General features: G+C 63.0%; 27 protein-coding genes, 1 tRNA gene and 2 pseudogenes. 11 read left to right on the top strand and 19 right to left on the bottom strand.

The window, feature by feature from the left end; translation table 11 throughout:
- Nucleotides 1–47: 47 nt before the first annotated feature.
- Nucleotides 48–305, bottom strand: coding sequence for a hypothetical protein (locus DTQ71_RS04950; RefSeq protein WP_109563192.1), 258 nt, complete (start codon nt 303–305; stop codon nt 48–50).
- A gap of 793 nt (nt 306–1,098) precedes the next feature.
- Between DTQ71_RS04950 and DTQ71_RS04945 the strand changes: the two genes are divergently transcribed.
- Nucleotides 1,099–1,188: transfer RNA gene (locus tag DTQ71_RS04945), tRNA-Ser, on the top strand.
- 582 nt (nt 1,189–1,770) lie between these two features.
- Here the strand turns inward: DTQ71_RS04945 and DTQ71_RS04940 are convergent.
- Nucleotides 1,771–2,937 carry a CaiB/BaiF CoA transferase family protein gene (locus DTQ71_RS04940; protein ID WP_109563191.1) on the bottom strand — a complete coding sequence of 389 codons (1,167 nt, stop codon included), beginning with the start codon at nt 2,935–2,937 and terminating at the stop codon, nt 1,771–1,773.
- A complete protein-coding gene (locus DTQ71_RS04935; RefSeq protein WP_109563190.1) occupies nt 2,934–3,425 on the bottom strand; it encodes a MarR family winged helix-turn-helix transcriptional regulator in 492 nt (163 codons plus the stop codon). The genes DTQ71_RS04940 and DTQ71_RS04935 overlap by 4 nt, the downstream gene beginning before the upstream one ends.
- 119 nt (nt 3,426–3,544) lie before the next feature.
- Between DTQ71_RS04935 and DTQ71_RS04930 the strand changes: the two genes are divergently transcribed.
- The 3 genes from DTQ71_RS04930 (at nt 3,545) to DTQ71_RS04920 (ending at nt 6,711) form a co-directional block, all read left to right on the top strand.
- A complete protein-coding gene (locus tag DTQ71_RS04930; protein WP_170125298.1) occupies nt 3,545–4,495 on the top strand; it encodes a Bug family tripartite tricarboxylate transporter substrate binding protein in 951 nt (316 codons plus the stop codon).
- A gap of 63 nt (nt 4,496–4,558) precedes the next feature.
- The gene (locus DTQ71_RS04925) at nt 4,559–5,113 is read left to right on the top strand and encodes a hypothetical protein (RefSeq protein WP_109563188.1); all 555 of its coding nucleotides are present in this window, start codon (nt 4,559–4,561) and stop codon (nt 5,111–5,113) included.
- On the top strand, nt 5,113–6,711 hold the full coding sequence (locus DTQ71_RS04920; RefSeq protein ID WP_109563187.1) for a tripartite tricarboxylate transporter permease: 1,599 nt from the start codon (nt 5,113–5,115) through the stop codon (nt 6,709–6,711). The genes DTQ71_RS04925 and DTQ71_RS04920 overlap by 1 nt, the downstream gene beginning before the upstream one ends.
- 315 nt (nt 6,712–7,026) lie before the next feature.
- Here the strand turns inward: DTQ71_RS04920 and DTQ71_RS04915 are convergent, their stop codons facing one another.
- Together DTQ71_RS04915 and DTQ71_RS04910 are read right to left on the bottom strand one after the other, a co-directional pair.
- Nucleotides 7,027–8,562, bottom strand: a complete 1,536-nt coding sequence (locus DTQ71_RS04915; protein ID WP_170125297.1) for a serine hydrolase domain-containing protein — start codon at nt 8,560–8,562, stop codon at nt 7,027–7,029.
- The gene (locus DTQ71_RS04910; RefSeq protein ID WP_109563185.1) at nt 8,559–9,329 is read right to left on the bottom strand and encodes a CPBP family intramembrane glutamic endopeptidase; all 771 of its coding nucleotides are present in this window, start codon (nt 9,327–9,329) and stop codon (nt 8,559–8,561) included. Before DTQ71_RS04910 ends, DTQ71_RS04915 begins: the two co-directional genes overlap by 4 nt.
- 116 nt (nt 9,330–9,445) lie before the next feature.
- On the opposite strand from DTQ71_RS04910, the gene DTQ71_RS04905 reads away from it, so the two are divergent.
- On the top strand, nt 9,446–10,045 hold the full coding sequence (locus tag DTQ71_RS04905; protein ID WP_109563184.1) for a TetR/AcrR family transcriptional regulator: 600 nt from the start codon (nt 9,446–9,448) through the stop codon (nt 10,043–10,045).
- 182 nt (nt 10,046–10,227) lie between these two features.
- Here DTQ71_RS04905 and DTQ71_RS04900 read toward each other — a convergent pair whose 3' ends face one another.
- Together DTQ71_RS04900 and DTQ71_RS04895 are read right to left on the bottom strand one after the other, a co-directional pair.
- On the bottom strand, nt 10,228–10,611 hold the full coding sequence (locus DTQ71_RS04900; protein WP_109563183.1) for a hypothetical protein: 384 nt from the start codon (nt 10,609–10,611) through the stop codon (nt 10,228–10,230).
- Nucleotides 10,608–11,315, bottom strand: a pseudogene (locus DTQ71_RS04895) (recombinase family protein); the annotation flags it as partial. The gene DTQ71_RS04900 and the pseudogene DTQ71_RS04895, both read right to left, overlap by 4 nt.
- 11 nt (nt 11,316–11,326) lie before the next feature.
- On the opposite strand from DTQ71_RS04895, the pseudogene DTQ71_RS24055 reads away from it, so the two are divergent.
- The 3 genes and pseudogenes from DTQ71_RS24055 to DTQ71_RS04880 all read left to right on the top strand — a co-directional run.
- Nucleotides 11,327–11,428: pseudogene (locus tag DTQ71_RS24055) on the top strand (DUF6127 family protein); the annotation flags it as partial.
- Nucleotides 11,429–11,609: 181 nt separating this feature from the next.
- Entirely contained in the window at nt 11,610–12,284 is a 675-nt protein-coding gene (locus tag DTQ71_RS04885) for a YcbK family protein (protein WP_109563182.1), read from the top strand.
- Nucleotides 12,281–12,538: a hypothetical protein gene (locus DTQ71_RS04880; protein ID WP_109563181.1), complete on the top strand. Its 258-nt coding sequence runs from the start codon at nt 12,281–12,283 to the stop codon at nt 12,536–12,538. The genes DTQ71_RS04885 and DTQ71_RS04880 overlap by 4 nt, the downstream gene beginning before the upstream one ends.
- Nucleotides 12,539–12,703: 165 nt before the next feature.
- On the opposite strand, the gene DTQ71_RS04870 is transcribed toward DTQ71_RS04880, so the two are convergent.
- From DTQ71_RS04870 to DTQ71_RS04835, 8 genes are all read right to left on the bottom strand, one after another.
- A complete protein-coding gene (locus DTQ71_RS04870; protein ID WP_109563179.1) occupies nt 12,704–13,156 on the bottom strand; it encodes a DUF411 domain-containing protein in 453 nt (150 codons plus the stop codon).
- A gap of 68 nt (nt 13,157–13,224) precedes the next feature.
- Nucleotides 13,225–13,419 (bottom strand): heavy-metal-associated domain-containing protein, encoded by a 195-nt coding sequence (locus DTQ71_RS04865; protein ID WP_109563178.1) that lies wholly within the window; start codon nt 13,417–13,419, stop codon nt 13,225–13,227.
- Between the two features lie 150 nt (nt 13,420–13,569).
- A complete protein-coding gene (locus DTQ71_RS04860) occupies nt 13,570–15,903 on the bottom strand; it encodes a heavy metal translocating P-type ATPase (RefSeq protein ID WP_109563177.1) in 2,334 nt (777 codons plus the stop codon).
- 49 nt (nt 15,904–15,952) lie between these two features.
- Entirely contained in the window at nt 15,953–17,299 is a 1,347-nt protein-coding gene (locus DTQ71_RS04855) for an APC family permease (RefSeq protein WP_109563176.1), read from the bottom strand.
- Nucleotides 17,296–17,943, bottom strand: a complete 648-nt coding sequence (locus tag DTQ71_RS04850; RefSeq protein WP_245947320.1) for a TVP38/TMEM64 family protein — start codon at nt 17,941–17,943, stop codon at nt 17,296–17,298. The genes DTQ71_RS04855 and DTQ71_RS04850 overlap by 4 nt, the downstream gene beginning before the upstream one ends.
- Before the next feature lie 85 nt (nt 17,944–18,028).
- Complete coding sequence (locus DTQ71_RS04845) at nt 18,029–18,502, bottom strand: rhodanese-like domain-containing protein (RefSeq protein WP_109563175.1); 474 nt, start codon at nt 18,500–18,502, stop codon at nt 18,029–18,031.
- Between the two features lie 12 nt (nt 18,503–18,514).
- Entirely contained in the window at nt 18,515–18,901 is a 387-nt protein-coding gene (locus DTQ71_RS04840; protein ID WP_109563174.1) for a DUF302 domain-containing protein, read from the bottom strand.
- Nucleotides 18,902–18,984: 83 nt separating this feature from the next.
- On the bottom strand, nt 18,985–19,650 hold the full coding sequence (locus DTQ71_RS04835) for an EF-hand domain-containing protein (RefSeq protein ID WP_245947244.1): 666 nt from the start codon (nt 19,648–19,650) through the stop codon (nt 18,985–18,987).
- A gap of 167 nt (nt 19,651–19,817) precedes the next feature.
- Here DTQ71_RS04835 and DTQ71_RS04830 point away from each other — a divergent pair, with 167 nt between their 5' ends.
- Genes DTQ71_RS04830 through DTQ71_RS04820 form a run of 3 tightly spaced genes read left to right on the top strand, consistent with a single transcriptional unit; the run spans nt 19,818 to nt 22,280 of the window.
- On the top strand, nt 19,818–20,543 hold the full coding sequence (locus DTQ71_RS04830) for a response regulator (protein WP_425452082.1): 726 nt from the start codon (nt 19,818–19,820) through the stop codon (nt 20,541–20,543).
- Nucleotides 20,540–22,051, top strand: a complete 1,512-nt coding sequence (locus DTQ71_RS04825; protein WP_109563173.1) for an ATP-binding protein — start codon at nt 20,540–20,542, stop codon at nt 22,049–22,051. Before DTQ71_RS04830 ends, DTQ71_RS04825 begins: the two co-directional genes overlap by 4 nt.
- A gap of 4 nt (nt 22,052–22,055) precedes the next feature.
- On the top strand, nt 22,056–22,280 hold the full coding sequence (locus DTQ71_RS04820) for an SHOCT domain-containing protein (RefSeq protein ID WP_245947243.1): 225 nt from the start codon (nt 22,056–22,058) through the stop codon (nt 22,278–22,280).
- A 21-nt stretch (nt 22,281–22,301) separates the two neighbouring features.
- On the opposite strand, the gene DTQ71_RS24045 is transcribed toward DTQ71_RS04820, so the two are convergent.
- From DTQ71_RS24045 to DTQ71_RS04810, 4 genes are all read right to left on the bottom strand, one after another.
- Nucleotides 22,302–22,742, bottom strand: coding sequence for a thioredoxin family protein (locus DTQ71_RS24045; RefSeq protein ID WP_245947242.1), 441 nt, complete (start codon nt 22,740–22,742; stop codon nt 22,302–22,304).
- Nucleotides 22,743–22,995: 253 nt separating this feature from the next.
- Nucleotides 22,996–23,958 carry a cytochrome c biogenesis protein CcdA gene (locus DTQ71_RS24040; protein ID WP_245947241.1) on the bottom strand — a complete coding sequence of 321 codons (963 nt, stop codon included), beginning with the start codon at nt 23,956–23,958 and terminating at the stop codon, nt 22,996–22,998.
- Nucleotides 23,959–23,964: 6 nt separating this feature from the next.
- Nucleotides 23,965–24,390: a protein-disulfide reductase DsbD domain-containing protein gene (locus DTQ71_RS24035; RefSeq protein ID WP_245947239.1), complete on the bottom strand. Its 426-nt coding sequence runs from the start codon at nt 24,388–24,390 to the stop codon at nt 23,965–23,967.
- Between the two features lie 41 nt (nt 24,391–24,431).
- Nucleotides 24,432–25,196: a DsbA family protein gene (locus tag DTQ71_RS04810; protein ID WP_109563172.1), complete on the bottom strand. Its 765-nt coding sequence runs from the start codon at nt 25,194–25,196 to the stop codon at nt 24,432–24,434.
- Nucleotides 25,197–25,325 lie beyond the last annotated feature (129 nt).

Raw genomic sequence — 25,325 nt, 5'->3', positions numbered from 1 at the left:
CATTTCTCATCGTTCCCCCGCGCAAGAGCGCGGAACCAGCCCCATGCTTACTCTTCTGCTTGGCGGAACGGCATGTCCGTGCCCCCGAAGCGTGCCGACGCGCCGGTGCAGGCGAATCGCGCCACGCGCTCCATCGCGCGGGTCGGCCCGTCCTGCTGGACGCGCCCTGGCCTCGGCGTGCTGGCCGGTTCGAGCCGGTTTGTCTCGATTGCAATCGGGACCGGGTCCACCGGGGGGCGGTCGGTTGGTGGAGGCGCGGCCTGCCAAGCCGCCCGTGTCAGGGTGAGCAGGGGCGCCGTGCGCATGCGAGGCGCTGACGTCCGGGGGCCTGTTGCGAGGTGGTTCGCGATTGGAGATCCCGTCTCACCGCTCGAGACGTCTCGGCGGGTCTGGCCGTACGCTCGATGGGTTCCGCTCGGTCAGGCTGATCGGAAGCGTTCGGGAGCGCGGGGTGTGTCCCGAGACGGAAATCTAGAGGCCCCGTGGACGGGCGCTGTCCAATCGCCGAAGGACGGTCGCAACAAAGGAAAGGCCTGCGGCGGCCGGAGGGGGCTCAGACGGGGCATCCGGTCGGCCCAGGCCCAAAGGACGCGCGGCGCGGCCAAAACGACCCCCTTGGGAGCAGTCCTGGTGCCGGACAACCAAGCTCTGCGACCTGTGGAGCCGAAAGCCACATCATGCACCGACCCAGGGAGCCGTCCTTGGAATCGAGGATGCCTGCGCGACCGGCCCGGGCACGCGCGAAAAGGGCAGCGGTCGGGGCCGCGTCAACGATTTGGCGCCGGACGACGCGCGGGTGCCGCGACGCCTCGCGCATCGGGAGCGCGCGCGCCCCGCGGAGCCGGACCGCGCCCACCTCGCGCCGCAGCCGGTCCCATGCTCCACCCGCTCCCCGACGAAGCCGCCCCCGGCGCGGCGGGCGAGGGGGATGAGGCAACGGCGGCGCCAAGGAGGCGCCGTCACACGGGCCGTCAGGCGAAATTGGCCGTCGGTCGAAAGGCTGGACGTGTGGTGCTTTCGACGGTTCGCGCGGGCAACCGCTGGTCGTCATCTCTTCGGCCTTGCGGACGAGGGCCGCAGACTGATAGGGCCCAGGGCGGAGACGTGGCCGAGTGGTCGAAGGCGCTCCCCTGCTAAGGGAGTAGGCGGGAAACCGTCTCGAGGGTTCGAATCCCTTCGTCTCCGCCACTTGCCTTCGCGAAGGCGTTCTCCCGATCCGGCTACAGCCGGATTTTTCCGTGTTTTCAAAAGGGGTTTGCGGACCGGGCTGAACACCACCGCGCCGTCTGTTAACCCGAAATCCGTTCTCTCAGCCGGTTATTCTCCGGACCTGATGACTGCGCTGATTTGATGAATTGCTTGCAAGGCACTGTAACCAAATAACTTTCCGGAAGGGTAGCCTGAACACTTCGACCGGAGTCGCGTTCGCTGATATGGAACGGAAATCAAACATTCGCTGATCGTCCGTAATGTATCGAAGCACTGAGATTTCCGCAGCGCAGCATCTTGCCAGGCACTGCAGGAACGGCGGGGGGCCGACCTTCGCGGCACAGAGCGCGAAGGTCGGATGTGCGGACGAAGCGGCCTTACGCTGCATCGCGGAGGGCAAGAACGGTATGAATAACGGTTACGCGACCAAAACTGGAGTTTCCGGAAACGTTTCTTTTTCCGCCATGAAACTGCGTACTCGAAACTCAGTATGCGCGGCAGGAGATTTAGATTTTCGGCTCGTCGGCATTGCGCGTGATTTTCTTTCGCCTCTAGCAGACTTCATGCAGTTTCAGGCACCTCTTTCGAATGTTCACCAAGCAGCGGCGCTTGAAAATTTTCCATTTTGAGAGCGCCTTCGCTGCGAAAACCAGGCATGAGAGCCGTTGGTTCTTCCGGAACATTCAAGCCCGGGGTCTTGTCGTACAACTCTGTCAAAAACTCGTGAAGATCGCGAACACGCGCGGCTGGAACGCCCCCTGCGATTAGAGCTCTTTCGAACTCGGCTGCTTCAAGTTTTCGAATTCTTGCTGACAATTCGGAGCCAAGTTCGGGGCTGGCAAGGTTGAACAAAAAATCGTTGTTGGACAAACCGTCTGGCAGGTATGGTGGCAGTGCCAAGTCCGGTCGGCCCACTATGCTGCACAATATTCGAAACTGACCCATTGTATTAGCGGCAATCGACACATGACCATCAGCGGTTTCGAAGGTGCTCGCGCCTGGACTGCCAACAAATCCTCGATTGCCCACGCGGGGAGGCGCGGCGTTTGTGGCAATTGTTTGAGCATAGACGGTTGCCATCAGGAGCATCGCGCTGTCGACCATGGATACATCTATTTCGATGTTCGATGTGTCGCCTTTTGCGCGGCGCAACAAAGCCGCGAGAATCGCAGTGGCTGCCGACATGCCAGTTGCCGTATCGACGACCGGGAAACCGACTTTGACCGGTGGTCCCTCTGAGCCTTGCATCGCCATCATTCCTGTGGCGGCTTGTATCACGTGATCGTAGGCGGGTAGCTTAGACAGCTCTCCGGTTTGCCCCCAGCCCGAAATGGAGCAGTATATCACGTCGGGGCGAACGCGCCGGATGTCAGCTGCAGATAAGCCGAGACGCTCTGCGACACCGGGTCGGAAGTTCTCGACGAACACTGGGCACGACTTGGCCAACGTGAGCAAATGATCTCGATCTTTTGCGACTTTCAGGTCCAACACGACGGACTTCTTTCCAGCGTTCAGGGCACGGAACGCTGGTGGTACTCCGTTTTGGTCTGGTTGTGTGCGGCTCGCACGCATGCCGTCACCATCACCCGGACGTTCGACTTTGATTACCTCGGCCCCCATCATGCACAATTGATGAGTCGCCAACGGACCCGCGATGACGTGGGTCAGATCAAGCACTCTAACGCCTTCAAGTGGCAAGTGCGAAACGGGGGGGGTGGTGCTCGTCATTCAATGAACCTCTGCAAGTCCTCGTCGATTTCATCCATGCGCCTGTCCAGTTTGGCCAGCAGCGCGCCTAGCGTGTCCCGCTCCTCTTTGCTGAGAGCGTCATGAACAGCGACGCGGCGGCGATGCATGCTTGGTCGCATCCGCTCATAGAGAGCGCTTCCCTCCTGGCTAAGGGATAGCCTGCTGGCCCTGCGATCCTTAGGGTCAGGAGTGCTTTGCAAAAGGCCCTTGCTCAGCATCGTCTTTACCGTTCGGCTGATCAAGGAGTCGTCAGCTTGCAGATATCTTGCGATTTCGGCGGCCGTGCCGGGTCCATAGGTCGCCAGCAGCATCAAGACCCTCCACTCTGACAGCGGTGGACCCGACAATTCCCGCAGAACCCTCGAAGCCTGAGATGCATGTCTCTGACTGAGCCGGGATATTTTGAACGTCACAGACTCCTGAAGGGGCTCATTCGTGTCGAACGGTTTTGGGCTTTTTTGCTCCATAGGTGATCCTTCGCTTAAGGGCTCAATACGACCTTTTGCCGGACATGTCCAGTAAAAGGTTGATATGTCCGGGTTAGTGCTGCTACCGCTCCAACATGGAGATTTTGGGAGGAACTACCATGAAAAAATTTCTCGCTCTTGGGGCACTCGCGCTTGGGTATTCCATAGCGGCGACGGCGAGCCTCGCTGAAGACTGGACTCCACCGGGGCCAATCACGATGCACATCGCGTTCCCTCCCGGAGGAGGCTCAGACAGCCAGGGACGATTGATCGCGGAAGAGCTGGAAACCCGTTACGGGTGGACGATCACGCCGCAGAACACGCCCGGGAAAGCGGGGCTTATCATGGCAAAGGAAATGCAGGGTGCACCGACAGATGGCACCGTCTTTGGCTTGGGTATTTCAGAAGCACTTGACTACGGCATGGCAGACGGAACCGCCGGCATGACACCAGATGATGTGACGCCGATCGTCACCACGACGCTGGCGGAAGTTGCGTTCGTCGTACCCGCCTCGAAAGGTTGGAAAACCTTCGACGATTTTGTCGCTGCTGCCATGGCCGGCGAACCTATGAGAGTTGGCGCCATTACGCCAAAGATCGCTGATGTGACTTATCTGATGGGCAAAGAGGCCGGTATTGAGATGAACATCACTATGGTCCAGGGCGGGCGCGGGATGCTGAACGCGCTTTATGCTGGGGATCTTGACGCTGGATTTGTCGCTGGCGCTCATTCAAGGGGTGTCGAAGCCGGTGAACTGGTAGAGCTTGTTTCGGGCATGTCACGCCCACTGAGCCTGACGCCGGATGCGCCGTTGTTGGCCGATCTCGGCGTGCCGTTCAACCTTGATATCTATTTCATGTACTTCGGGCCAAAGGACATGGACGGCGCAGCTCAGGCCAAATTAGCTCAATCGATTTCGGAGATCGTGTTGGACGATACCACGAAGGCGGGCGCGCTGCTAGAAGCGAATTTCGGAGGTGCGGAGGCCATTTCGGGTGAGGCGCTCCAAGCCTTTATCGACGCGAGCTTTGTATCCGCCAAGGACCTGATGCAGGCGGCTTCCGAGTAGTTTTGGCCTCTGGGTCGTGCCAGCTCGCGTTGGCGCGACCAACAGACTTGTGAGGAAGGCCAGATGTACCGATTGAACATCTATATCGGGACTGGCGCGGTGCTTTTGGCGCTTGTCGGTTTGTTCCTCTGGATTCCTCAGGACACAGGAACCGGCCTGATCGTTCGCGTCCGTCGGCAAGTCAGCATCGGGGACGCACTTGCGCCGACTATCGCCTTCACCCTGCTGGCGATTGGCGGCGCGCTTCTACTGATCGAGCGGCGCAAGCACAGTTCCACCGACGTGATGTTGGCGCCGTTCTTGCATACGGGCGCACTTGTCGCTGTCATCATCCTGGGTCTTTTGTTGATGCGGCATGCAGGTCCGGGCTTTCTGCTCGTTGCCGAATGGTTCGGCGCCACAGACACAGAGTACCGCCTGTTGCGAGAAACCTTCCCGTGGAAATACATCGGTTATTTCCTTGGAGGTGTCGCAATTATTGGTGGAATGGCTTCTTTGTCCGCTGGACGCTTGCAGGCCCGGACGGTCCTGATTGCCGGCGTAGTGACAATAGGCTTGGTTGCGCTCGTCGATGTGCCATTTGATGATCTTTTGCTGCCGCCCAACGGTGATTATTGATGCAGCCACTGGACTACATCGCAGCCGGGATACAGGCTGTCATTTTTGGCCCAGCCGCTTTCGAACTGCTCGGTGTTCCAGTCCCACTGACGCTGGTGATGGTCTTTGCTGGCGTGGTCACAGGCATCTTGGTTGGCGCAACGCCTGGTCTGGCCGGGCCGATGGCAATGGCGATTTCCCTGCCGATCCTGATTTCGTTCTTTGGATATAATGTCGAAGCCTTGCTGCCAGTTTTGGGGTTTCTGATCGGCATCATGAAAGGTGCGACGCTCGGAGGGGCGGTCCCAGCCATTCTGTTCAACACCCCCGGGACACCGGATGCCTATATGACCACATTGGATGGCTATCCTCTGACGAAGAAGGGCCAGTCTCGCAAGGCATTGAAGGTCGCACATCTGTCCTCTGTTTCTGGTGACACGTTTTCCGACATTGCGCTTTTCGTGTGCGCGCCATTCGTTGCCTTGATGGTTGAGCGGCATCTGGATTTTCCTGAGAAGACCGCGCTTCTGATCCTGTCGCTCAGTTTCATTGCGGCAGTTATCGGCGGCTCTCCTGGAAAGGGGCTGATTTCGGTCGCATTGGGATTGATTGCTGTCTTCATCGGCGGTGGCGAAGACTTCTACCCACGCCTGTCTTTGGGCACTGACGCTTTGGCGGGTGGGTTTTCAATTATGACGGCAATTCTGGGGGTATTGATCGTCGGCGCGGTCCTGAAAGAATACGAAGACCTTTGGCACAGAAGCAACCTGTCTGGAACGTGTGAACGGATTGTCGATAACGGGGACCAGCGCTTAACCCGCGCGGAAATCCTGCGCATTGCTCCCTACATTGGCCAGTCGTCAATCGTAGGCACGATTATCGGTGCACTTCCCGGCATTGGAACGACGCTGGCAGCGGCGCTCGGTTACCAACTGGGGCGCGCACGACATGAACGCCGCCGCCCAGAAGGAGCGCCAGCCTTTGGCGAAGGGGCCATCGAGGGCGTGGCGGCGACTGAGGCCGCCAACAGTTCGGTTTCCGGATCAAATCTGATCCCAGTCCTCGGTCTGGGCATTCCTGGAAACGCCGCGGCAGTCTTTATTATCCTCGCAACCGATTCCATTGGAGGGTTCACTCCAGGACCTTCGGTGTTTCGCTTCAGCGAAAGCGTTGTGAACACAGAGCTCGTCTTGGTATTCGGATTGTTCACTGCGATGCTGTTTGCCAACCTCGTTAACTGGACCTTTGGTGGGGCGTTCATGCGGGCCGCGACGGTCATGGTAAGGGCGCCAAAACGAACCTTGCTGCCTGTCGTGTTGCTTCTAACCTTTACTGCTGTCTATGCTCAGGAACCAAGCATGGAGTCGCTTTGGTTCACCTTGGGTTTTGGCATTTTGGGGTATTTGATGCGTAAGGTCGACATGTCCCCTCTGCCTTTTGTGATTGCTTTCGTTTTGGGGGGGAGTCTTGAGAACAGCGCACGACAGGCATTCTCGGCCACGGGCGGAGATCCTTATTTCCTGTTTTCCAGCTGGATCTCGATCTTTTTTCTGGCAGGTTCCGTTGTGACTGTTGTGCTCGCACTGCGGCAAAAACGGACCGACAGCACGCAGGCATAACCATAGATGCCTATGCTGGGCCCGATAAGGCAGGCGCTTTCAAATCCGCCAACAGTAACCATGCCACTCAAAAGGTTACCCCGAAAGAGTCCAAAGAGGCCGCGAAGAATCTTCGTTAGCGTAAAAAATAATTTGCACAGATGCCCGTGGACTAATCAGTAGAACAATTCAATTTGGGCTCCAAGCGGTTGTTCGACGCACAGGGCACCAACGTCCGCATGGGGCCGCCACCGACGGAGAGGTCATCGCAAGCGCCGGATCTTCAACAACATCACCGCATGTCGCGCTGCGCGTAACACGGTCGATATGGACCGATCAGGACGAGCGGGCCGGCCGGCTCGGGCGTTTCGTTTCCAGTGCGTTTGTCCTCGGCAGGAGGATGAGACACGCCAGCGCAAGGCCCAAGGTGCTTACCCCGATACTGATCCACACAAAGGCTGTCGGCCAGAGCGTGGCCCTGACGGTGTAGAACGTCGGCGGAAAGCCCTGCAGGCGAAGCGGGATGTCCGAATACCAGTAGGCCCACCAAACGGCGACGACGAGGATCGGCAGGATTGCTGCCGTTCTGCGCCAAACCGAATATCTTGAAGGCACGGAGCGGCGGTCGCGTCTCCACCCCGCCAGAACGGCCCCAAATATCGATGCGCCCGCAGTCGCCAGCACGAGCGCTGCCCCCAGGTGCGCCTTATGCAGTCGCGCCAGCTGCACGCACACCCGCCCCAGCGGGTCGTCCTGAAGGGTACGGCTCCACGGACAGGCGATGTCGGCGAAGATGCCAGGGGCCGCACGATCGCTGTTGGCGAGGATCACGAGCCCGTCCTTGCTGTCGGGCATCAGGAAGACGACAGCCTTGTAGCCGCGATGATCGCCGCTTTTGCGGGCGACAAGCGTGTCGCCGTCAAGGTGCAGGTTGTAGCCGAGGCCGATGTCGACGGTGTCTTCGGCAAAGGGAAAAGGCTCGAAGGTCTCCCTGACGGAAGCGGGCGTGATCACTCCGCGGCCCGGTTCGGTACCCGACGCGTCCGCCATCGACGCCGCCAGAAATCGCGCCACGTCGGCAGCGGTGGCGACCAGTCCTCCCTGCGCTTTGGTCGCATGTTCGTAATGCGGCAGGGGGTTCCCGTACCAGTCGTGCCCCCAGGCAGCCCGCGCCTCCAACTCTGGTGTCCAACCGAAGGCAGTGTCGTTCATCCCGAGGGGGTGGAGGATTTCCCGGGTCACATAATCGCCGAACCTCTCCCCCGTGACGGCCTCCACGGCCATCTCGAGCAGGATGAATCCCTTCGAAGAATAGTGGTAGCCTTCCCCGGGCGGATGGGCGACCCGGACAGGGCCGTATTCCATGGTCGCGCCGTTCGCGGCTTCCAGAAGCGACGGGGGGACTTCGCCTGGCTCGACACCGGAATCGCCACCTTCAGACAGGCCCGCACCATGGGCCAGGATCGCCCGAGCGGTCACCAATGCGTGGTCGAAGTCCGAAGGCGGAAGGGTCCAGCCGCCGAGGTAGGTCTCGATCGGCGCGTCGAGGTCGATCCTGCCGTCTTCGGCGAGCTTCAGAATTGCCCAGGCGGTCACCGGCTTGGTGACGGATGCGATTTCGAAGACCGTGTCCGCTGTCACCGGCGCCCCGGTCTCGACATGGGTCACTCCGAAACCGCCGGACCAGACCGGCTCGCCGTCGAATACGATGGCAACCCCGACCCCCGGCGTGCCTTGCCGGGACAGGGCAGCGGGAGCGGCCTGCTCGACCGCCGTGATCGCCGCCCGCGGGGCGTCCTGAGCCCACGCAGCCTGGGTCAGGCCAATCGCCGTCGCGAGGCACAGCAGTACGCGCAGGCTGTTGAGCCTCATGCGGGCACGGCACCGCCGCGGCCGACCCGCGGCATGTCCTCCTCGGTCACGCCCGTCATCAAGTAGAGCCCGACAGCGGTGTTGAGCACCGCGATGCCGAGGTGAATTCGGATGTCCAGCGGCTCGACAACGAAGGGACCTGCGGTGCCCGAGGTCACGTAGATGTAGTCCAGAAGGGTGTGGAGGAGGATCAGAGGCAAGAGACTGCCGGTCCGCAGGAACAGCGCACCATAGAGCACCGCGAAACCGAAGGTGTTGCCGAACTTGTCGACCCATTGCAGCAACGTGAACTCTTCGAACGCCGCGTTCGTCAGATGCCCGGCACTGAAGATCGCCGCCGCACTCAGGACGGCGCTCCATTTGCCGAACTTGAGCAGTACAGGCAGCGCGATGCCGCGCGCGAAGCCTTCCTCGCTGACACCGGTCGCCAGCACGGCCAGGAAATAGAACAGGACCCATCCCGCAGAGATTTCGACGGTTCCGTAAAGCAGGACGGGCACGAAAAGGATCAGCGACGGGTAGACCAGCAGATGCGTGTTGCGAACGGGGCCAACCAGACCGCTGAGCCGCCACCACCCCAGCGCCCAGATCAGCCAAAGGAGGAATACCGATTGAACCGTCGGAATGATCAACCTCAGAGGCGTGATCTCGGTCCCCAGCATCTTCGAGGCGGCCACGAAGGGCACCGCGATTATCGGCTGAAGAATGGCGAGTGCGACGACAAACCAGAACGGATGTCGATCGGCAAAACCGCGAATTGTATCCATCGGCCCCCCTCCCCAATGAGGATTCGCAATTACTAAACGATGCGTTTCGTTTCTTAACTTGTCAAGTTTCTCGAATTCGGCTCTACGGATCAGGCAGTTTCGGATTAGGCGAGTGAATGCCCGACAAGAACAAGGATGTCGAAGGCCGCAGCAGTGGCCGCCCTCGAAGCGAACGATCGAAGGCTGCAATCCTCGTGGCAGTCAGAGGGCTGCTGCTCAAGGATGGCTATGCAAATCTGACAATCGAGGCTGTTGCGCGACGGGCCGGCGTCAGCAAGGCGACGATCTACCGCTGGTGGAAGACCAAGGGAGAGCTTGTCCTCGAAGCGGCCGATCAGGAGATCGCCATTGGGACCGTGCCCGATACGGGCGACTCCAGAGACGACATGGAAACCGCCATAGGTCAGCTGCTCGACACGTTCACGCGCCCCCTAGCATCGATTGTCATCTTTGCGGCGATAACGACCGGTGGCAGCGATCCGAAGATGGCGCAGATCTTCCGTGACCGATACGTCTATCCATGGCGCGTCTCGGCCTTCGAGGCGCTGGAGCGCGCACAGGCGAGGGGCGACGTGTCCGCCGAAGACCTGCATTTCCTGCTCGATGTGATCGTCGGCACCGTTTTCCAGCGCACGTTGGTGATGAAGGAGCCGATGATTGAGGGACTCAAGGAGAACCTGCTTGGCGTAATTTTCGGTCCGGGCAAGGCGCCCTAATCCTGCATGGACGGATCTGGAAGCGAGACAACACGTCTATTGTAACTGTTTGGTCGAGTTGAAGACTTGCTGTGCTGAGTTTTAGTAGGCATGGCCAAAGATCATGCGAGTGCGGCGAATGGCCGGTTTTGCGAAGCCGCAGCGCGGCATCTGAAGCCTCGCTAAGAGTCCGGTATGGGCCGTCAGCGGAAGTGCTGTGGCTGCTCGCCCCACGTCACTGGCAAAGGCTGCAACACCTGCGCCAGTGTCACCTCCGGCCCCTGCTTGCCGTCCAGGATCGCCTCAACGATCTCCGGGGAGAGCAGGGCCAGACGCGGGACCCGGGTCATGTAGGAGGACGCGATGCCTTCGCGCTCGGCCAGTTCGGCGATCGTCGCGAACTCACCCGCCTCCAGCATCCGTTTCCAGTGGAACGCGCGCGCCAGCGCCCTGACCAGCGCGCTATCCATCCGGCGCAGCTGGGGGGCACCGTCCGGCCTCTGCATTTCCTTTCGCCCGCCGCGCTTTACGACGCGGAACGGGACGTGGAGCGTCACCGTGTCGGCGATGGGAGCGGTGCGGGTCATGCGGCTGCCTCGATGCCACCGGCTAGCATCTCTCGCGCGAGGCCGCTTAGTCCGTCGACGCGGAGCCGGACGTTGAGACCATCCGTGCTGATGTCCACGCGCTTCACCAGCAGTGCCACGATGCGCGCCTGCTCGGCGGGGAAGAGTTCGTCCCACAGCGGGTCGAGTTGCTGCAGGGCCGCATGGGCGTCGGCTTCGGTAATGCCGTCGGCGTTGGCGCGCGCGGCCTTCCATGTCCCCGCCACGATCTCGGGCTGGCGGAACACGGCGCGAACCTGGTCGATGACCACGGCCTTGATCTCGCCTGCGGGCACGCGGCCGATGGGGCAGGATCCGGCGCCGTGCTTTAGCACCGTCTGGCTGACATAGTAGCGGTAGAGCCTATCGCCCTTGCGGGTGTGGGTCGGCGAAAACGTTGCGCCATCCAGCCCGAACAGCAGCCCCTTCAGCAGTGCCGGCGTCTCGGCGCGTGTTCGCATCGCCCGCTTGCGCGGGCTCTCATGGAGGATCGCGTGAACGCGGTCCCAAGTCTCGCGGTGGATAATCGCGTCATGCTCGCCGGGGTAGCTGTCGCCCTTGTGGACCGCTTCGCCGACATAGGCGCGGTTGTTCAACATCCGGTAGAGGTACTTCTTGTCGATCCGGTTGCCCCGTGGCGTGCGGATACCGCGCTTTGTGACCTCCCGCGCCAGTTCCGTCCCCGATCATTGCACGCGTGGCCGAGGAAGGCGCGAAGCGTGCTGTTGCCGATGTAGGGCTCGAGGGCGACGAGGCCGCACTCGACATACGCGACCTGCGCTCCCTGGTGGATTGCATCCGGCTGGTGCGGCGGACCGCGATGCAGACCGCCGTCCGCATGATCACCACCGGCGTCATGCTTGCGTTGCTCGCGCATCAAGCTCAAGATTTTCGGCGGCAGCCCGTAGCCCGTCAGCATCCCATCCATCAGTCAAACCGCACCCGCCCTCGAGGCGGGTTTTCTGTTTTGGAGGACCTCCATGACCACAACGTTCCACCGCAACTGGCGCGACGTGCCGGAGGGCACCTGGCGCTGGCCGAATTTCAGCCCGGCCGAAATTGCCTGCCGCGGCACCGGCAAGCTACTCATCAACGAACCGGCCCTCGACAAGCCGCAGGCGCTGCGCGACCGGCTGGGCAAGCCGCTGATCGTCCGCTGCGCTTATCGCAGCCCCGAGCACAACCTTGCTGTCGGCGGCGCGACCCGCTCCAAGCACCTCGAAGGCGCGGCCTTCGACATCGCCATGGCGAACCACGATTCTGTGGCGTTCGAGGCGGCTGCGCGCGAGGTCGGGTTCCTTGGGTTCGGCTTCTACCCACGTTCGGGCTTCATGCACGTCGACCTCGGCCAGGCGCGCCAATGGGGCGAGCGCTTCCCCGCGCGCCCGGTGCCGTTTGCGCCCGAGACCCCGCCGGTGCGCGAGATCCTGGCGCAGAGCCGCACCATGAAAGGCGGCGGCGCGGCGGGCGTCGCGACGCTCGGAGCGGCCGGCGTCGAGGTGGCGCAGCAGGTTCTGACCGAGACGCAGACCGCGATCCTGCCGCTCGTCCCGTATCTCGACACGCTGCGCTGGGTGTTCATCGCGGTCGCCCTCGGCGGGATCGCCGTCACGATCTACGCCCGCCTTGATGACTGGAAGCGGGGGCGGCGGTGATCGGCGGGCTTATCGCCGTGCTCGCTGGATCGGCATGGGCGCGCACGGCGCTCCGCTACGGCGTCACCGCCCTCGCGATCCTTCTGTTCCTGCTGGCCCTGCGTCGCTCCGGCGCGCGCGCCGGCCGGCTGGCCGAGCAGCTCAAGACCACGGAGAGAAGCCATGACCTACATAGGCGGATGCTGGAGGCTGCGGCGCGTCGGCCTCGCTCTCGCGACGATCTGGCTGAGCGGCTGCGCAACGGGCGCTTCTGACGTCGGCCACCTCGGGCAATGCCCACCCGTCGTCGAGTACAGCCCGGAGTTCCAGGCGCGGGCGGCAGAGGGACTGACCCTGCTGGCGGAGCGCTGGGCGATCGCGGAGATGATGACCGACTACGCCGTGAGGCGGGAACAGGCGAGAGCCTGTTGAGCGATGCGCTAGGCGTGTCGTTGGAAGACTTCCGTAGATCCGTCACGCATCACCAACAGGGTATCGAAGGCGTCGTGCTGATTGCCCATCTCCATGCCCGGAGATCCGATCGGCATACCGGGAACCGACAGGCCGATGGCCTCGGGACGTTCGGCGAGCAGACGTTCGACATCTGCGACCGGCACGTGACCCTCAACGACATACCCGTCTACGAGCGCCGTATGGCAAGAGGCCAGGTCGGGCGTAATTCCGGACTGAGCCTTGAGCGCATAAAGCGATTCCTGATCAATGTCTTGGGCGTCCACGGCGAAGCCCGCGCGCGCCATGTGGTCGACCCAGGCCGAGCAACATCCGCAGGTTGGCGATTTGTAGACGTTGATGCGCGGCGGCAGCGACTGAGCAGAAGTCCTGCCTGCCAGCCCGGCGGCGGCGACCGTCAAAAGAAATGATCGTCTGTTCATGCGTGGTTCCAGTTTTAATCCTGTAAGTTTTTCAGGTTCCGTTGGCCCAAGACTTCACATCAAGTGCGTCAGGCCGGTGTGGCGGGATACCCGGCCCCCTTCAGGGCGGCCTGTACGGAAGCGGGATCCTTGGCCGAGCCGATCGTCACGGTCTTCGATGGCAGGTCGGTATCGACCTTGGCATCCGGATCGATCGCCTTGAGCGCCTTGTCGATGGCGGCCGTGCAATGACCGCAGCTCATGTCCGGGACGTGAAACTTCATTTTAGTCTCTCCTTTTCATTTTGAGTCTTAGGGGACTGCCTTCTGGCGGCAAGCCGAAGGCTGTATTGCCCCCTTGGACGAACCGGGCCTTGTTCCCGATTTTCGGTTCTCTGCATTTGCGGGAAAAGCAGGACTGGCAAGTCGCACCTCTCAGAGATCAAGGCGCCGCAGCCGCAGCGCGTTCGAGATGACCGAGACCGAGGACAGGCTCATCGCCGCTGCCGCAATCATCGGCGAAAGCAACAGGCCGACGAACGGATAGAGGACACCGGCCGCAATCGGCACGCCGGCCGCGTTGTAGGCGAAGGCGAAGAACAGGTTCTGCTTGATGTTGCGCAGGGTCCCGGTTGCCAGTTTCCGCGCGCGCACGAGCCCGACGAGATCGCCGCGCATCAGGGTTATCCCGGCACTTTCGACGGCGACATCCGCGCCCGTGCTCATCGCGATGCCGACATCGGCCGCTGCCAGCGCCGGCGCGTCGTTCACCCCGTCGCCCGCCATGGCGATCCGGGCGCCCTTGGCGCGAAGCTCCTCCACGAGCGTCTTCTTGTCTTCCGGAAGCACGCCGGCGCGCACCTCGTCGATCCCGAGCTTGCGCGCGACGGCTTCGGCCGTGCGCCGGTTGTCCCCGGTGGCCATGATCACGGTAAGCCCCAGGGCATGCAGGTCGCGGATCGCGCGTTCCGTGGTCTCCTTGATCGGGTCGGCCACGGCGACGATCCCCGCCAGTTCGCCACCGACGGCGACGAACATCGCCGTCTTGCCCTCGGCGCGCAGTTCGTCGGCGGCGTCCTCTGCCGCGTCCGTCGCGATTTCCAACCCGGCCATCATGGCACGGTTGCCGAGGGCCACCGTCCGTCCCCCGACGGTGCCGCTCACACCCTTGCCGGTCACGGCGTCGAAGTCGTCCGAACGACCGATCTCCGCACCACGATCCCGAGCGCCCTCGACGATGGCTTCGGCGAGCGGATGCTCGGACCCACGCTCGAGCGCCGCGGCGAGCGACAGCACCTCGGTCTCGTCGTGCCCGTCGAGCGCCACGACATCCGTGAGCTTCGGCTTGCCTTCGGTCAGCGTGCCGGTCTTGTCCACGATCACCGTGTCCACACGCGCCATCCGTTCCAGCGCCTCGGCGTCCTTGATCAGCACGCCCGCCTGTGCGCCGCGCCCCGCAGCCGTCGTGATCGAGATCGGTGTTGCGAGGCCGAGCGCGCAAGGGCAAGCAATGATCAGCACGGAGACAGCGGAGGCAATGGCGAAGGCCAGGGCCGGCTCCGGGCCAAACGAGAGCCAGGCGAAGAACGCCGCGATCGCTATCGCCACGACCGTTGGCACGAAGATCGACGAGACCCGGTCCGCCAGCCCCTGAATGGGCGCGCGGGAGCGTCGGGCGCCCGCCACCATCTCGACGATCTGGGCAAGCACGGTGTCGGCACCGACCTGCATCGCCCGGATCGCCAGCGTTCCGTTCTTGTTGATCGTGCCGCCGGTCACCCTGTTGCCTTCGGTCTTCTCGACGGGAACCGGCTCGCCCGTGATCATGCTTTCGTCGATGGAGGATCGGCCCTCGACCACTTCGCCGTCCACCGGGACGCTGTCGCCCGGCCGCACACGCAGGAGGTCGCCCTCGACGATGTTCTCGAGCGGCGCGTCGTACTCCGTCCCGTCCTCCAGGATACGCCGCGCGGTCTTGGGTGCGAGATCGAGAAGCGCACGGATCGCGTCGCCGGTTCGCTCGCGCGCCCGCAATTCGAGCACCTGGCCCACGAAGACCAGCGCGATGATGACGACCGCCGCCTCGTAGTAGGTGCCGACGCCTTCGCCCATCCGGTACTGCTCGGGGAACACCCCCGGCGCGAAGGTGGCGAACAGCGAATACACATACGCCGCGCCGACCCCGAGCGAGATCAGCGTCCACATGTTCGGGGACAGGTTCCGGAAGGAGTCGACGCCGCGTTTGAAGAACGGAAGCGATGCCCAGAGGACGATGGGCGTGGCGAGGACGAATTCGACATAGACCGCCAGCTGGTGGCCGAGCCAGTCGCGAACCGGCAACCCGACAAGCTCGCCCATGGTCAGGATCACCAGCGGTACTGCCGCGGCTACGCTGATCCACATCCGGCGGGTGAAGTCGGTCAGTTCCTCGCTGGGCTCGTCCGATGGCACCATGGGCTCGAGCGCCATGCCGCAGATCGGGCAGCTTCCCGGTTCGTCGCGGACGATCTCGGGATGCATTGGGCAGGTCCACTGGGTGCCGGGCTGGGCTTTCTGCTCGGTCTTCCGCGCATTCCCCGACGCGTAGAAATGGGGATCAGCGTCGAATTTCGTCTGGCAGCCTTCCGAGCAGAACCAGAAGGTCTCGCCGCCATACTCGCGCGATCGCGCGTCCTCGCGCATTTCGACCTGCATGCCGCAGACGGGATCCGTTGCGGTCTTCGCGCCAGAGGCTGGAGTGTCATGGTGATGATGGGCGTGGTCAGACATCGGTATTCCCCTTTCGGGACCTAATGTGGGGCTTCCAACGGTTGGAAGGTCAAGGGGATGCTTTCTCTGTTTCACCGGTGTCTGCTGGCCCGTGGTCATGATCACCGTCCATGGGCGGGTTGAGCTTCAGGAAGACATGCTCGAACGCAAAGACGGCGGCCATGGCGGCGATGGCGATCAGGACGATTGTCGGATCGCTCTGCCATTTCATCACCGCGAAAGCTCCGAGCACGACGGCGTCGAGCCCGATGGCCGTAAGGAGGATCCACCCGCGCGCGCCGATGTCTTCCCTCAGATGTCGCCAGACGCCCCAATGGATCAGCATGTCCATCACGAGGTAGAAGAAAGCTCCGAGGGACGCGATGCGACTGAGGTCGAAGAAGACGGTGAGCGCGCCGGCGATCACGACCGTGTAGACAAGAGTGTGATCCCGGATCGTGCCCGGCATCCCGAAATGACTGTGCGGGATCATCTTCATGTCAGTCAGCATGGCGAGCATGCGCGACACCGCGAAAATGCTTGCGATCACGCCCGAGGCCGTCGCGACGAGCGCCAGCGCCACCGTCAGGTAGAATCCGGTCCGGCCGAGCGCGGGCTCCGCCGCTTCGGCGAGCGCGTAGTCTTTTGCGGCGATGATCCGATCGAGCGGCAGGCTCGAGCCCACGGCAATGGCCACCAGCAGGTAGACCACCACGCAAATCGCGATGGAGATGACGATGGCGCGGCCGACGTTGCGGTGCGGGTCCGTGATCTCGGCGCCGGAATTCGTGATCGTCGTGAAGCCCTTGAACGCGAGGATCGCGAGCGCCAGCGATGCGACGAAGCCGGCAGCACCCGTTTCCGTCTCGCCTGTCGCCTCGAAGGAGAGACCGCCCGCCCAAAGCGCTGCGATCCCGAAGAGCGCGATACCGCCGACCTTGAGAACGGCCATGATCTGCGACAGGAGTCCCACGGACCTGTTGCCGGAGGCATTCACGAGGTAGGCGAAGATGATGAGGCCGACGCCAATAGTCGGAACCAGCCAGCCGCCCGGCTCCATCCCCAGCCCGCGCATCAGGTAGGTGGCGAAAGTCCGCGCGACGAGGCTTTCGTTGATGACCATCGACAGGGCCATCAGAAGTGCCGCGCCTGCAGCAATCGTCGTCGGCCCGTAGGCCTTCTTCAGGATCATGCCGATGCCGCCAGCGGACGGCCAGGCATTCGACATCTTGATGTAGGTGTAGGCGCTGAACGCGGTCACGACGGCGCCAGCGACGAACGCCAATGGGAACAACGGTCCCGCCAGTTCGGCAATCTGCCCGGTCAGGGCAAGGATACCGGCGCCGATCATCACGCCCGTTCCCATCGCCACGGCGTCGGGAAGGCTGAGGCTGTTCTTCTTGTAGTCGGAACTCATGATCGACTGGCCTCCGTAGCGTCCTTCTTTGGTCTGGAGTTTCTCGAAGCTGCACCACGCCGAAGCGCAACCAGCAGGAGCGGGAGTCCCGTCATCAGCCCCAGTCCAAGCGCGATCCATTCCGCGCTGTCGAAGGCGCCCTCCATCGCGGCGCTGCCGAAATGCGCGAGCACGAAACTCGCGGGCAGGATCCCGGTCATCGTCGCCAGAGCAAACCGCCAGAAATGCAGCCGGCTGAGCCCGGCGGCATAGCTCATCGCATCGAATGAGACGAAGGGCAGGAGACGGCTTGCGAAAACCATAAGCGTCAAAGCGTTTTGCGACCCCAGCAGACCATAGTCGGCCTTTTCGCCGAGAAGGCGCTCGACCGGTCCACGCCCCAAACCGCGGGCGATGAGGAAGGCCGCAATTGCGCCGATCTCCGACCCGAGGGCCACAGAGCGAGTGCCGGCATAGTGGCCGTAGGCGGCCCCCGAGGCCAGCGCGATCGGTGCGCTGGGAATGGGGCTGGCAACGACCGCGATCGTCATGAGGCAGACGACCGCGAGCGGTCCCAAAGGCCCGGCGCTTGCGACCCACGCCTCGACTGTCGCCCGGTCCAGGTCGAAGGACCACCATCCTGCGGCCCAGCCCAAAAGACCCAGCCCGAGGACGGCGCCGACCGCAAGGACGGCGCCCTTGCCGGCGGGCAGTGCGTGCGTCTTCTTCGGGTCGCTCTCCTGGGGCACGTCAGGCAAGTTCCTTCGGCATCGAGGCAAGCGCCGCGTCCAGCGGAACGACAGGCAGCCTGGCAGCTAGCCAGCCGGGGCCCCTGCGAGATCCCAGCATTCCCTCGGAGATGTCCACATAGCCATCGTAGCGCGCCTGCCGGAGCGCGCGGAGCAGGGACGCCGAACGCCCCCCGGTGGCGCAGATCAGGCCGACGTTTCGGGATCCGGCCAGCGCCTTCGCCGCGAAGAGGCGATCCGGAAAACGGTCCTCGTGCATGCTGATCGGCCAAACCCCGGCGCCGACGCCGGTTTCCAGCCATTCCTCGCGCGACCTCACATCGATCACGCGCGCGCTGTCTGCCAGAAGCGCGTCGTATGCTTCGTCCGCCGACCAGACAGTCCGCGCCTGCGCGTTGAGGGGAGACGTGACGAGGGCGACAGGTGCTGCCGCCAGCCCAAGAACGAAGACGCGCCGACCGTGAGCCAGTGTCATCGGTTGTCTCCTTCAGGCCGCATCCACAGCGCGCACGAGCATGTCGCCGACCTGACCGGCGACCGCGTGCAGGTCGGGGTTTTCCACGGCCGCCATCGAGGCGACGGGGTCGATAGCGCTCACCTCGGTGCCGCCCTCGACGCTGCGCAGGATCACGTTGCAGGGCAACATCGCGCCAATCCGCGGCTCGAGACCGATGGCCTCCCACGCCATTTTCGGGTTGCAGGCGCCAAGGATCAGATAGCCGTCCATATCGGCATCGATCTTCTTCTTCATCGTGGCCTTCACGTCGATCTCGGTCAGGACGCCAAAGCCTTCGGCCGTCAGCGCCTCGCGCACGCGCCGGTCCGCTTCCTCGATGCTAGTGTCGGCGAGCAGGCGATCATGGGTGTATGCCAACTCGGGTTACCTCCTTCTTCTTCAATGGGTATGGGCCGGAGTTTCGCTCCGGCCCTCATTCTCGATAACGCTTGCAGAGGCCGTCAGTTACCCTGCATGCGCGGGCCGCCTTCATCCATCATGCGTCCCTGACCGGGCATCATCTGGCCCGGAGCATATCCACCTTCGTTCATCATCCGCTCTCGCAGGCCTTGCATACGTTGCATCTGCGCGGCAGGTGCCTGCATCTCTTCTGCGGTGATCCGGCCGTCGCCGTCCGCATCGAGATGCTGGAACCGGTCGACCATCGTCTCGCGGATGAGCGCGCTGTGCAGCGTCTCGAACTCTGCGATGGAGAGTGTGCCATCGCCGTCCGCATCGTAGTCCGACAGGAGACTGCCGAGCCCGGACTGCGCCTCTTCGGGCGTCACCACACCGTCGCCATCCGCATCGAGATCCGCCATCATTCCCATGCCGGGTAAAGCTGTCATGCCGCCCATCATGGGTCCGCCGGGGCCCATCATGCCCATGCCGACAGGCATGCCCATCATCCCCATTCCCAACTGACCGCCCATCGTCCCCATACCGGGCATTGCGCCATCGGCGCCCATCATGCCGTGCATGCGCATCATCATCTCCATCATGTCATGCCCGCCGCCCGTGCCGGCTCCGCGCGCATCCCCATGATGCGACCCGCTGTCCGCCATTGCCGCTCCTGCCGCCAACAGGACTGCCACCGCGGAAGCTGCCATCTTTCCACGCAATGTCATTCGATTATCCTCCGTTTTGCCTTGCACGCCTCATTTCGGTAGTCACAGCGCAAATCGGAACGGGCGTCATTCAGGGATTTGTATCCGCGTGTCGCAGGCAGCCGATCTGATACAAATGGAGACAAAGCAGCCTCTGACCGTGGAAAGCCGGTTCGGTAAACAAGGAGATGATGTCCAGCAGCCCTCATATCCTGGTAGTGGATGACCACAGGCAGATCCGGGAGTCGGTCACCCGGTTCCTTGAAAAGAACGGCATGCGTGCAACCGCGGCCAAGGACGCGGTCGAAATGGACGCCCGGTTGGCCTCTGGCCATTACGATCTGCTGGTGCTGGATGTGATGATGCCGGGCGAGGACGGTCTTTCCGTCTGCCGAAGGCTTGCGGGGCAATCAAGCCTCCCAATCATAATGTTGACTGCGCTAGGCAAGGAGACGGACCGGATTGTGGGCCTGGAACTCGGTGCGGACGACTACCTGCCGAAGCCCTTCAACCCCCGTGAGCTGCTGGCGCGCATCAAGGCCGTGTTGCGCAGGAGTTCATCCGCCGAGAACCACGCCGGGGAACTCGCAGGAAAACGCGTTCGCTTCGCCGGCATGACGCTCGACACGGATGGACAGGCGATCGAGACGCCAGGCGGGGAACGTCTGCCGCTGACGACCGCGGACTTTCGCCTGCTGACGGTCCTCCTTGAGCGCCCCCGGAAGGTCCTGAGCCGGGATCAGCTGCTCGACCTGACCTCGGGCCGGGCTGCGGGCCCCATGGACCGGACCATCGACAACCAGATCAGCAGGCTCAGGCGCAAGATCGAGCCGGATCCCCTGCGGCCGAGGATCATCACGACGGTCCGAAACGGGGGCTACTGCCTCGCAACGGATGTCGAGGTCGTCGAATGAGACGGCCGTTCCGAAGCCTGCGCGCGCAACTCGTCATTCTGATCGTCGCCGCACTCGTCGTCGCGCAGGCCATCAGCCTGTGGCTCTTCGTGGACGAGCGCAGCCTGGCCATCCGCGCGGCGCTTGGCTTCGAGGCCGCCGGCCGGGCCGCCAACGTCGCCCGGCTTCTGGAAGAAGCGCCGCCCGACCTTCACGCGTCGATCCTCCGTTCTGCAAACTCGCCGCTCGTGCGTTTCGAATTGTCCGACGCACCGAACGTAACGGAGCCGGACCACCACCATGCGGCGCCCGTGGAAGCCCGCGTGCGGGCGCTTCTTGGCGACAGCTACAGCCGCGATATTCGTGTCCAAATCGACGATATCGACACGCCGGTCCTGCCGTTGCCGAACCTCTCGCCGGAGATGGCGGAAATGCACCGCTCGATGATGCGGGGCGAGATGGCGGCGCTGGAGATGACGCTGTCCATTGCGCTAGCCGGAGGGCAATGGCTGAACGTCGGGACCCGGTTCGAGCGGCCGCCGCTGCAGTGGCCCCTGTTCTCCACCTTCACTTTCGCGCTGACGGCGGCGCTCATACTCATCACGGTGTGCTGGTTTCTGGTCACGCGCCTGACCGGGCCATTGCGCGAACTGGCAGGCGCGGCCGAGCGGTTTGGTCGTGGCGAAGACGCGGTTCCGCAACCGCTGGTCGGCCCTGCGGAGGTCGAGGACCTGACGCTGGCGTTCAATCTGATGCAGGAACGCCTGACCAGATACGTCGCCGACAGGACGCGAGTTCTTGCCGCCGTGGGCCATGATCTGCGCTCGCCGCTCACAGCGCTCAGGGTGCGCGCCGAGATGGTGGACGATGACGAAACCCGTGAAAGCCTGATCGAGTCGATCGAGGAAATGCAGACCATGGCGGAGGCGACGTTGAGCTTCGCCGAGGACCTAACCGGCACCGAAGAGCCGCGAGAGGTCGATGTCGGTAGGTTTCTTCGGGACCTGACATCCGACATGCCGGACCCGCCGGAGATCCTTGGTGGCCCCGGCGTTCATGCGCGCCTGCGCCCGGTCTCGTTTCGCCGCGCAGTGCGAAACGTCGCGGAGAACGCGCTCCGCTACGGGGGGAGCGCCGAGATCGCCTGGCGGTCCGAGGACGATACTCTCGTCATCGAGATACGCGACAGGGGCCCGGGCATCCCGTCCGACAAGCTCGAGCAGGTCTTCGACCCGTTTTATCGGCTCGAAGGCTCGCGCTCCCTCGAGACCGGCGGGCATGGTCTGGGGCTTTCCATCGCCCGATCCATCGTCCGTGCGCATGGCGGCGAGATCCATCTCGCGAACCGGAGGGATGGCGGACTCGTGGCGACCATGGCCGTCCCGCTCGCGGGCAGGCGGTCTCACAAGACGTCAACGAAGAGAGAGGAGTGGGAGAATGCTGAGATCGATAGCGATAGTGGCGACGTTCGCCATGCTTCCGACGGCAGTGGCCGCCGATCCTCAGGCGGATTGGCAGGGGAGGTATGATCACATGATGTGGGGCAGCGGCTACGGCATGGTGGGTGGCCTGATGATGCTGCTCTTCTGGGGCGTCGTCATCGTCTTGATCGTTTTGGCCGTGAAATGGTTCACCGACAACCAGGCCGGCGGCAATCGTGGAAGGCGCGACGCGATCGACATCCTGCGCGAACGATTTGCCGCCGGTGAAATCGACGAAGAGGAATTTGAACGCCGGAAGAAGGCGCTGGAGCGCTGAAGCGTCACCTCGTCGGGCCGGTCACTCGGTCCGGCTGAACTCGCGGGTTCTGGCCCGATGGAGGGCGTCCATGACTGCGTCGGCTGTCAGCAGTTCCGGCAGAACGATACCCTCCGTCGCACCCGGCCCATAGACGACGTTGAACGGGATACCGAAGCGGTCGAAGCCCTCGAGATAGCGGGAAATCGCCTCGTCCGGGCGGGTCCAGTCGGCCTGCATCGCTGCGACCCCAGGACGGCCTAACGCAGTCACGACCGGGTCTCGGTCCAGCACAAGCGCCTTGTTCGCCTTGCAGGTCAGGCACCAGTCCGCGGTCACGTCGACGAAGACAACTTCCCCTGTGGAGATGCGTCGGGCGATTTCGGCCCGTTCAAAAGGGAGCCAGGCAATTCCGCCCGTCTCGGATGCAATCGTTCCTCGCGACGACAGGCGATCCGGCAGGGTTCCGGAGACGATCAGCATCACGACGGCGAGAGCGGCTGCGGTTGCACCGCGCGCCGTACCGCTCACACCGCGCATACTGAGAACCCCGACAATGACTGCGGTCACTGCAACGGACGCGAGGGTCGCGATCGGTCCTGAAACGCCAATCATGACCCAAACCAGCCAAAGCGGTTCCGCCGAGCAAGAGACCGAGAACCGCGCGTAACACGCCCATCCACCTCCCGTGTCTCGGGAGGCGCCGGATCAATCCGGGCCGCGCGGCGATGGCCAGCTACGGGGCCGCCAGTCCGAGACCGAGGAGCGTGAAGACGACCGCGATGTCGATGCCGCGACCGGCCAGCGCGAAGGCGACGGCCGTTCGGAGGAAGGGGGCCGAACACGGGGTCGCGAGGACGGCCGCGAACGCTCCCGCGGCGAAGTCCCCGAACAGACCTGGCGTGGAGCCGGCATTCGCCAGCCGCGTCGGCAGGCGAGACGGCAGCGCGATCTCGAACGCGCCCACGAGGTTGGCCGCAAAGATCCCAAGGACCAGCACCATCAGGGACAGGAAGACCGGGTTCTGGAATTGAAGGCCCCATCCCACCGTGACGGCGATCTCCCGCAGCATAAAAAGAATGGCGGCAAGGCCCCACATTAATGCCATCACGCCCGCAGCCGAAGCCAGGAACCCCCGTCGGACCTCGATCCTGTCGTCGCCACCCAGCCGCATGGCGGAAGCGAGCTTGATCGACAGAACTGGAAGGACACAAGGCATCGCGTTGAGAACGAGTCCTCCAAGGAACGCGGTGGCAGCGATCCAGACCAGCGCCGCAAAATCGACGCCTGAGGTCGCGACAGCGAAGGGCGGTTCAGGCGGGTCCGAAAGCGATTTGGGGGCTGCGGTCACAGCGAACCCGCCCGCGTCAGTTACCGTCACCGAGAGGTCCTGCAAAGGGCTGTCCAGCGCAGAGAGGATCGGAACGCGGGCCCAAAGGAGATACCCATCGTCGCCCAGCCGGATGTCCGGACGGCCCAGGGAGGTAGACGGCCCAAGTTCGGCAAAGATGTCCGGAACGGTGAAGGGCGCTTCGCCCCGCAGCGAGACCACCACCGCGCTCATAGCCGGATCGACATAAGCGGAAATGTCGGTGATACCCGCCGCCGATGCATCGACAGGAACCCGATCGGCAAACGCCATGATGCGTGCGGCGCTCGCCTCGTCGATGCCGATGCCGGTCGGCACATCGAGGGGCAAGGAGAACTACTGTGGTACGCGGATGTCCGAGCATGTGAGCAGTGTCACGTCCGCAGAAAGCCGCACCGGCGCGCCCGGTTCCTCCAGCGTTATGCGGATCGGAAAGACAACTTCGTCGTGATAGCCGAAGTTCTCGATGCCAAATGCGGTGAAGCGCTCCGTCGCCGGCCACTGAAAATCAATCGACGCAACGTTCTGCGATCCCGACCAGTCGATCTCCGGTGGAAAGCCAACCTCTTCGGGCGTGCGCCAGTAGGTCTTCCAGCCCTCGGCGAGATCCAGCGCCAGTCCGGCCGAAAGCGTGCCGGCCCCGGGCGCTATCCCGTTCTCGACGGTCAGCAGCCGCGCGGACACTGCCGGTGTCGTGACGGGATCCGAACTGGCGGCGCTGACTTGGAAAGGGGTAGCGGAAAGGACGGTAGCTGCGAGCATGGCGCCCGCCAAAATGCGGAGACAATCTGCCCTGAAGCAAGTCAGCATACGGAGGACCAGCCTTCCTCTCGCTCCAGGCTGATGATCCGGCGCAAGGTTCGATCCGACACCTCTCCCTGGATCACGGTCCGACCGACCACCATTGCGGGCGTCCCCACGAAAGCGAACAGCCGCGAGAGCGCGGCACTGATTTCAAGTTCGCGGGAGACGCTTTCGCTCTCCATGTCTGCGATCAATTGAGCATGGTCCACGCCAATCCGCTCGGACAGCAGGGATAGATATTCCGCGTTCGCGCGGAACGGGCTTGTCAGAAGGTTCTCGTGGAACACTACGTAGGCGTCTTGGCGCTTTGCGGCGAGCGCAGCGCGCGCTGCAAGGATCGAGGTTTCGCCAAGAAGCGGCAGCTCATGCCACTCGATGGCGACCTCTGAGCCAAGTTCGGATCCCAGTTCTGACAGCCGCTTGGTCTGAACCCTGCAATATGGGCAGTAGTAGTCGGCGAAAGACGCAATCGGGACCACGCCTTCGGATCTCGCCGCAGTTCCGAAGAGATGCGAACACAGATCTGCGCGGAGGCTGTCAGGGGGCACGCGCGCCGGTGTCTCCTCTGATCCTCCGACGCTCAGACCCGCAAACGGATTGAAGCTCGAAGAGACGGATCCGCCAGCGACCCGTCGAAATCCCGGCGGGTCATCGAGGGGTTCAAACTCGGGCAAACCTTCGAACAGGACAGGCAGCACGCGAAATCCGCCGACCACGGTTCCGCCTGCAACAAGCATCAAGAGAAGTGTGCGCCTGTCGGCCATCAATCGGTTCCCGACCCTTTAAAGCCATTTGCAGTCCATCACCATCGGTAGGTCAAGGATACATACCGATACAAAAATCACTGCCTTGTCAGGTTGATGCATTGTGCGAAGCGGGTAAGAAATTCGTGG

The organism is Jannaschia seohaensis (assembly GCF_900116765.1).
Classification (GTDB): domain Bacteria; phylum Pseudomonadota; class Alphaproteobacteria; order Rhodobacterales; family Rhodobacteraceae; genus Jannaschia; species Jannaschia seohaensis.
Note: the sequence above shows the minus strand (reverse complement) of the source record. Positions and strands in the feature narration are given on the sequence as shown.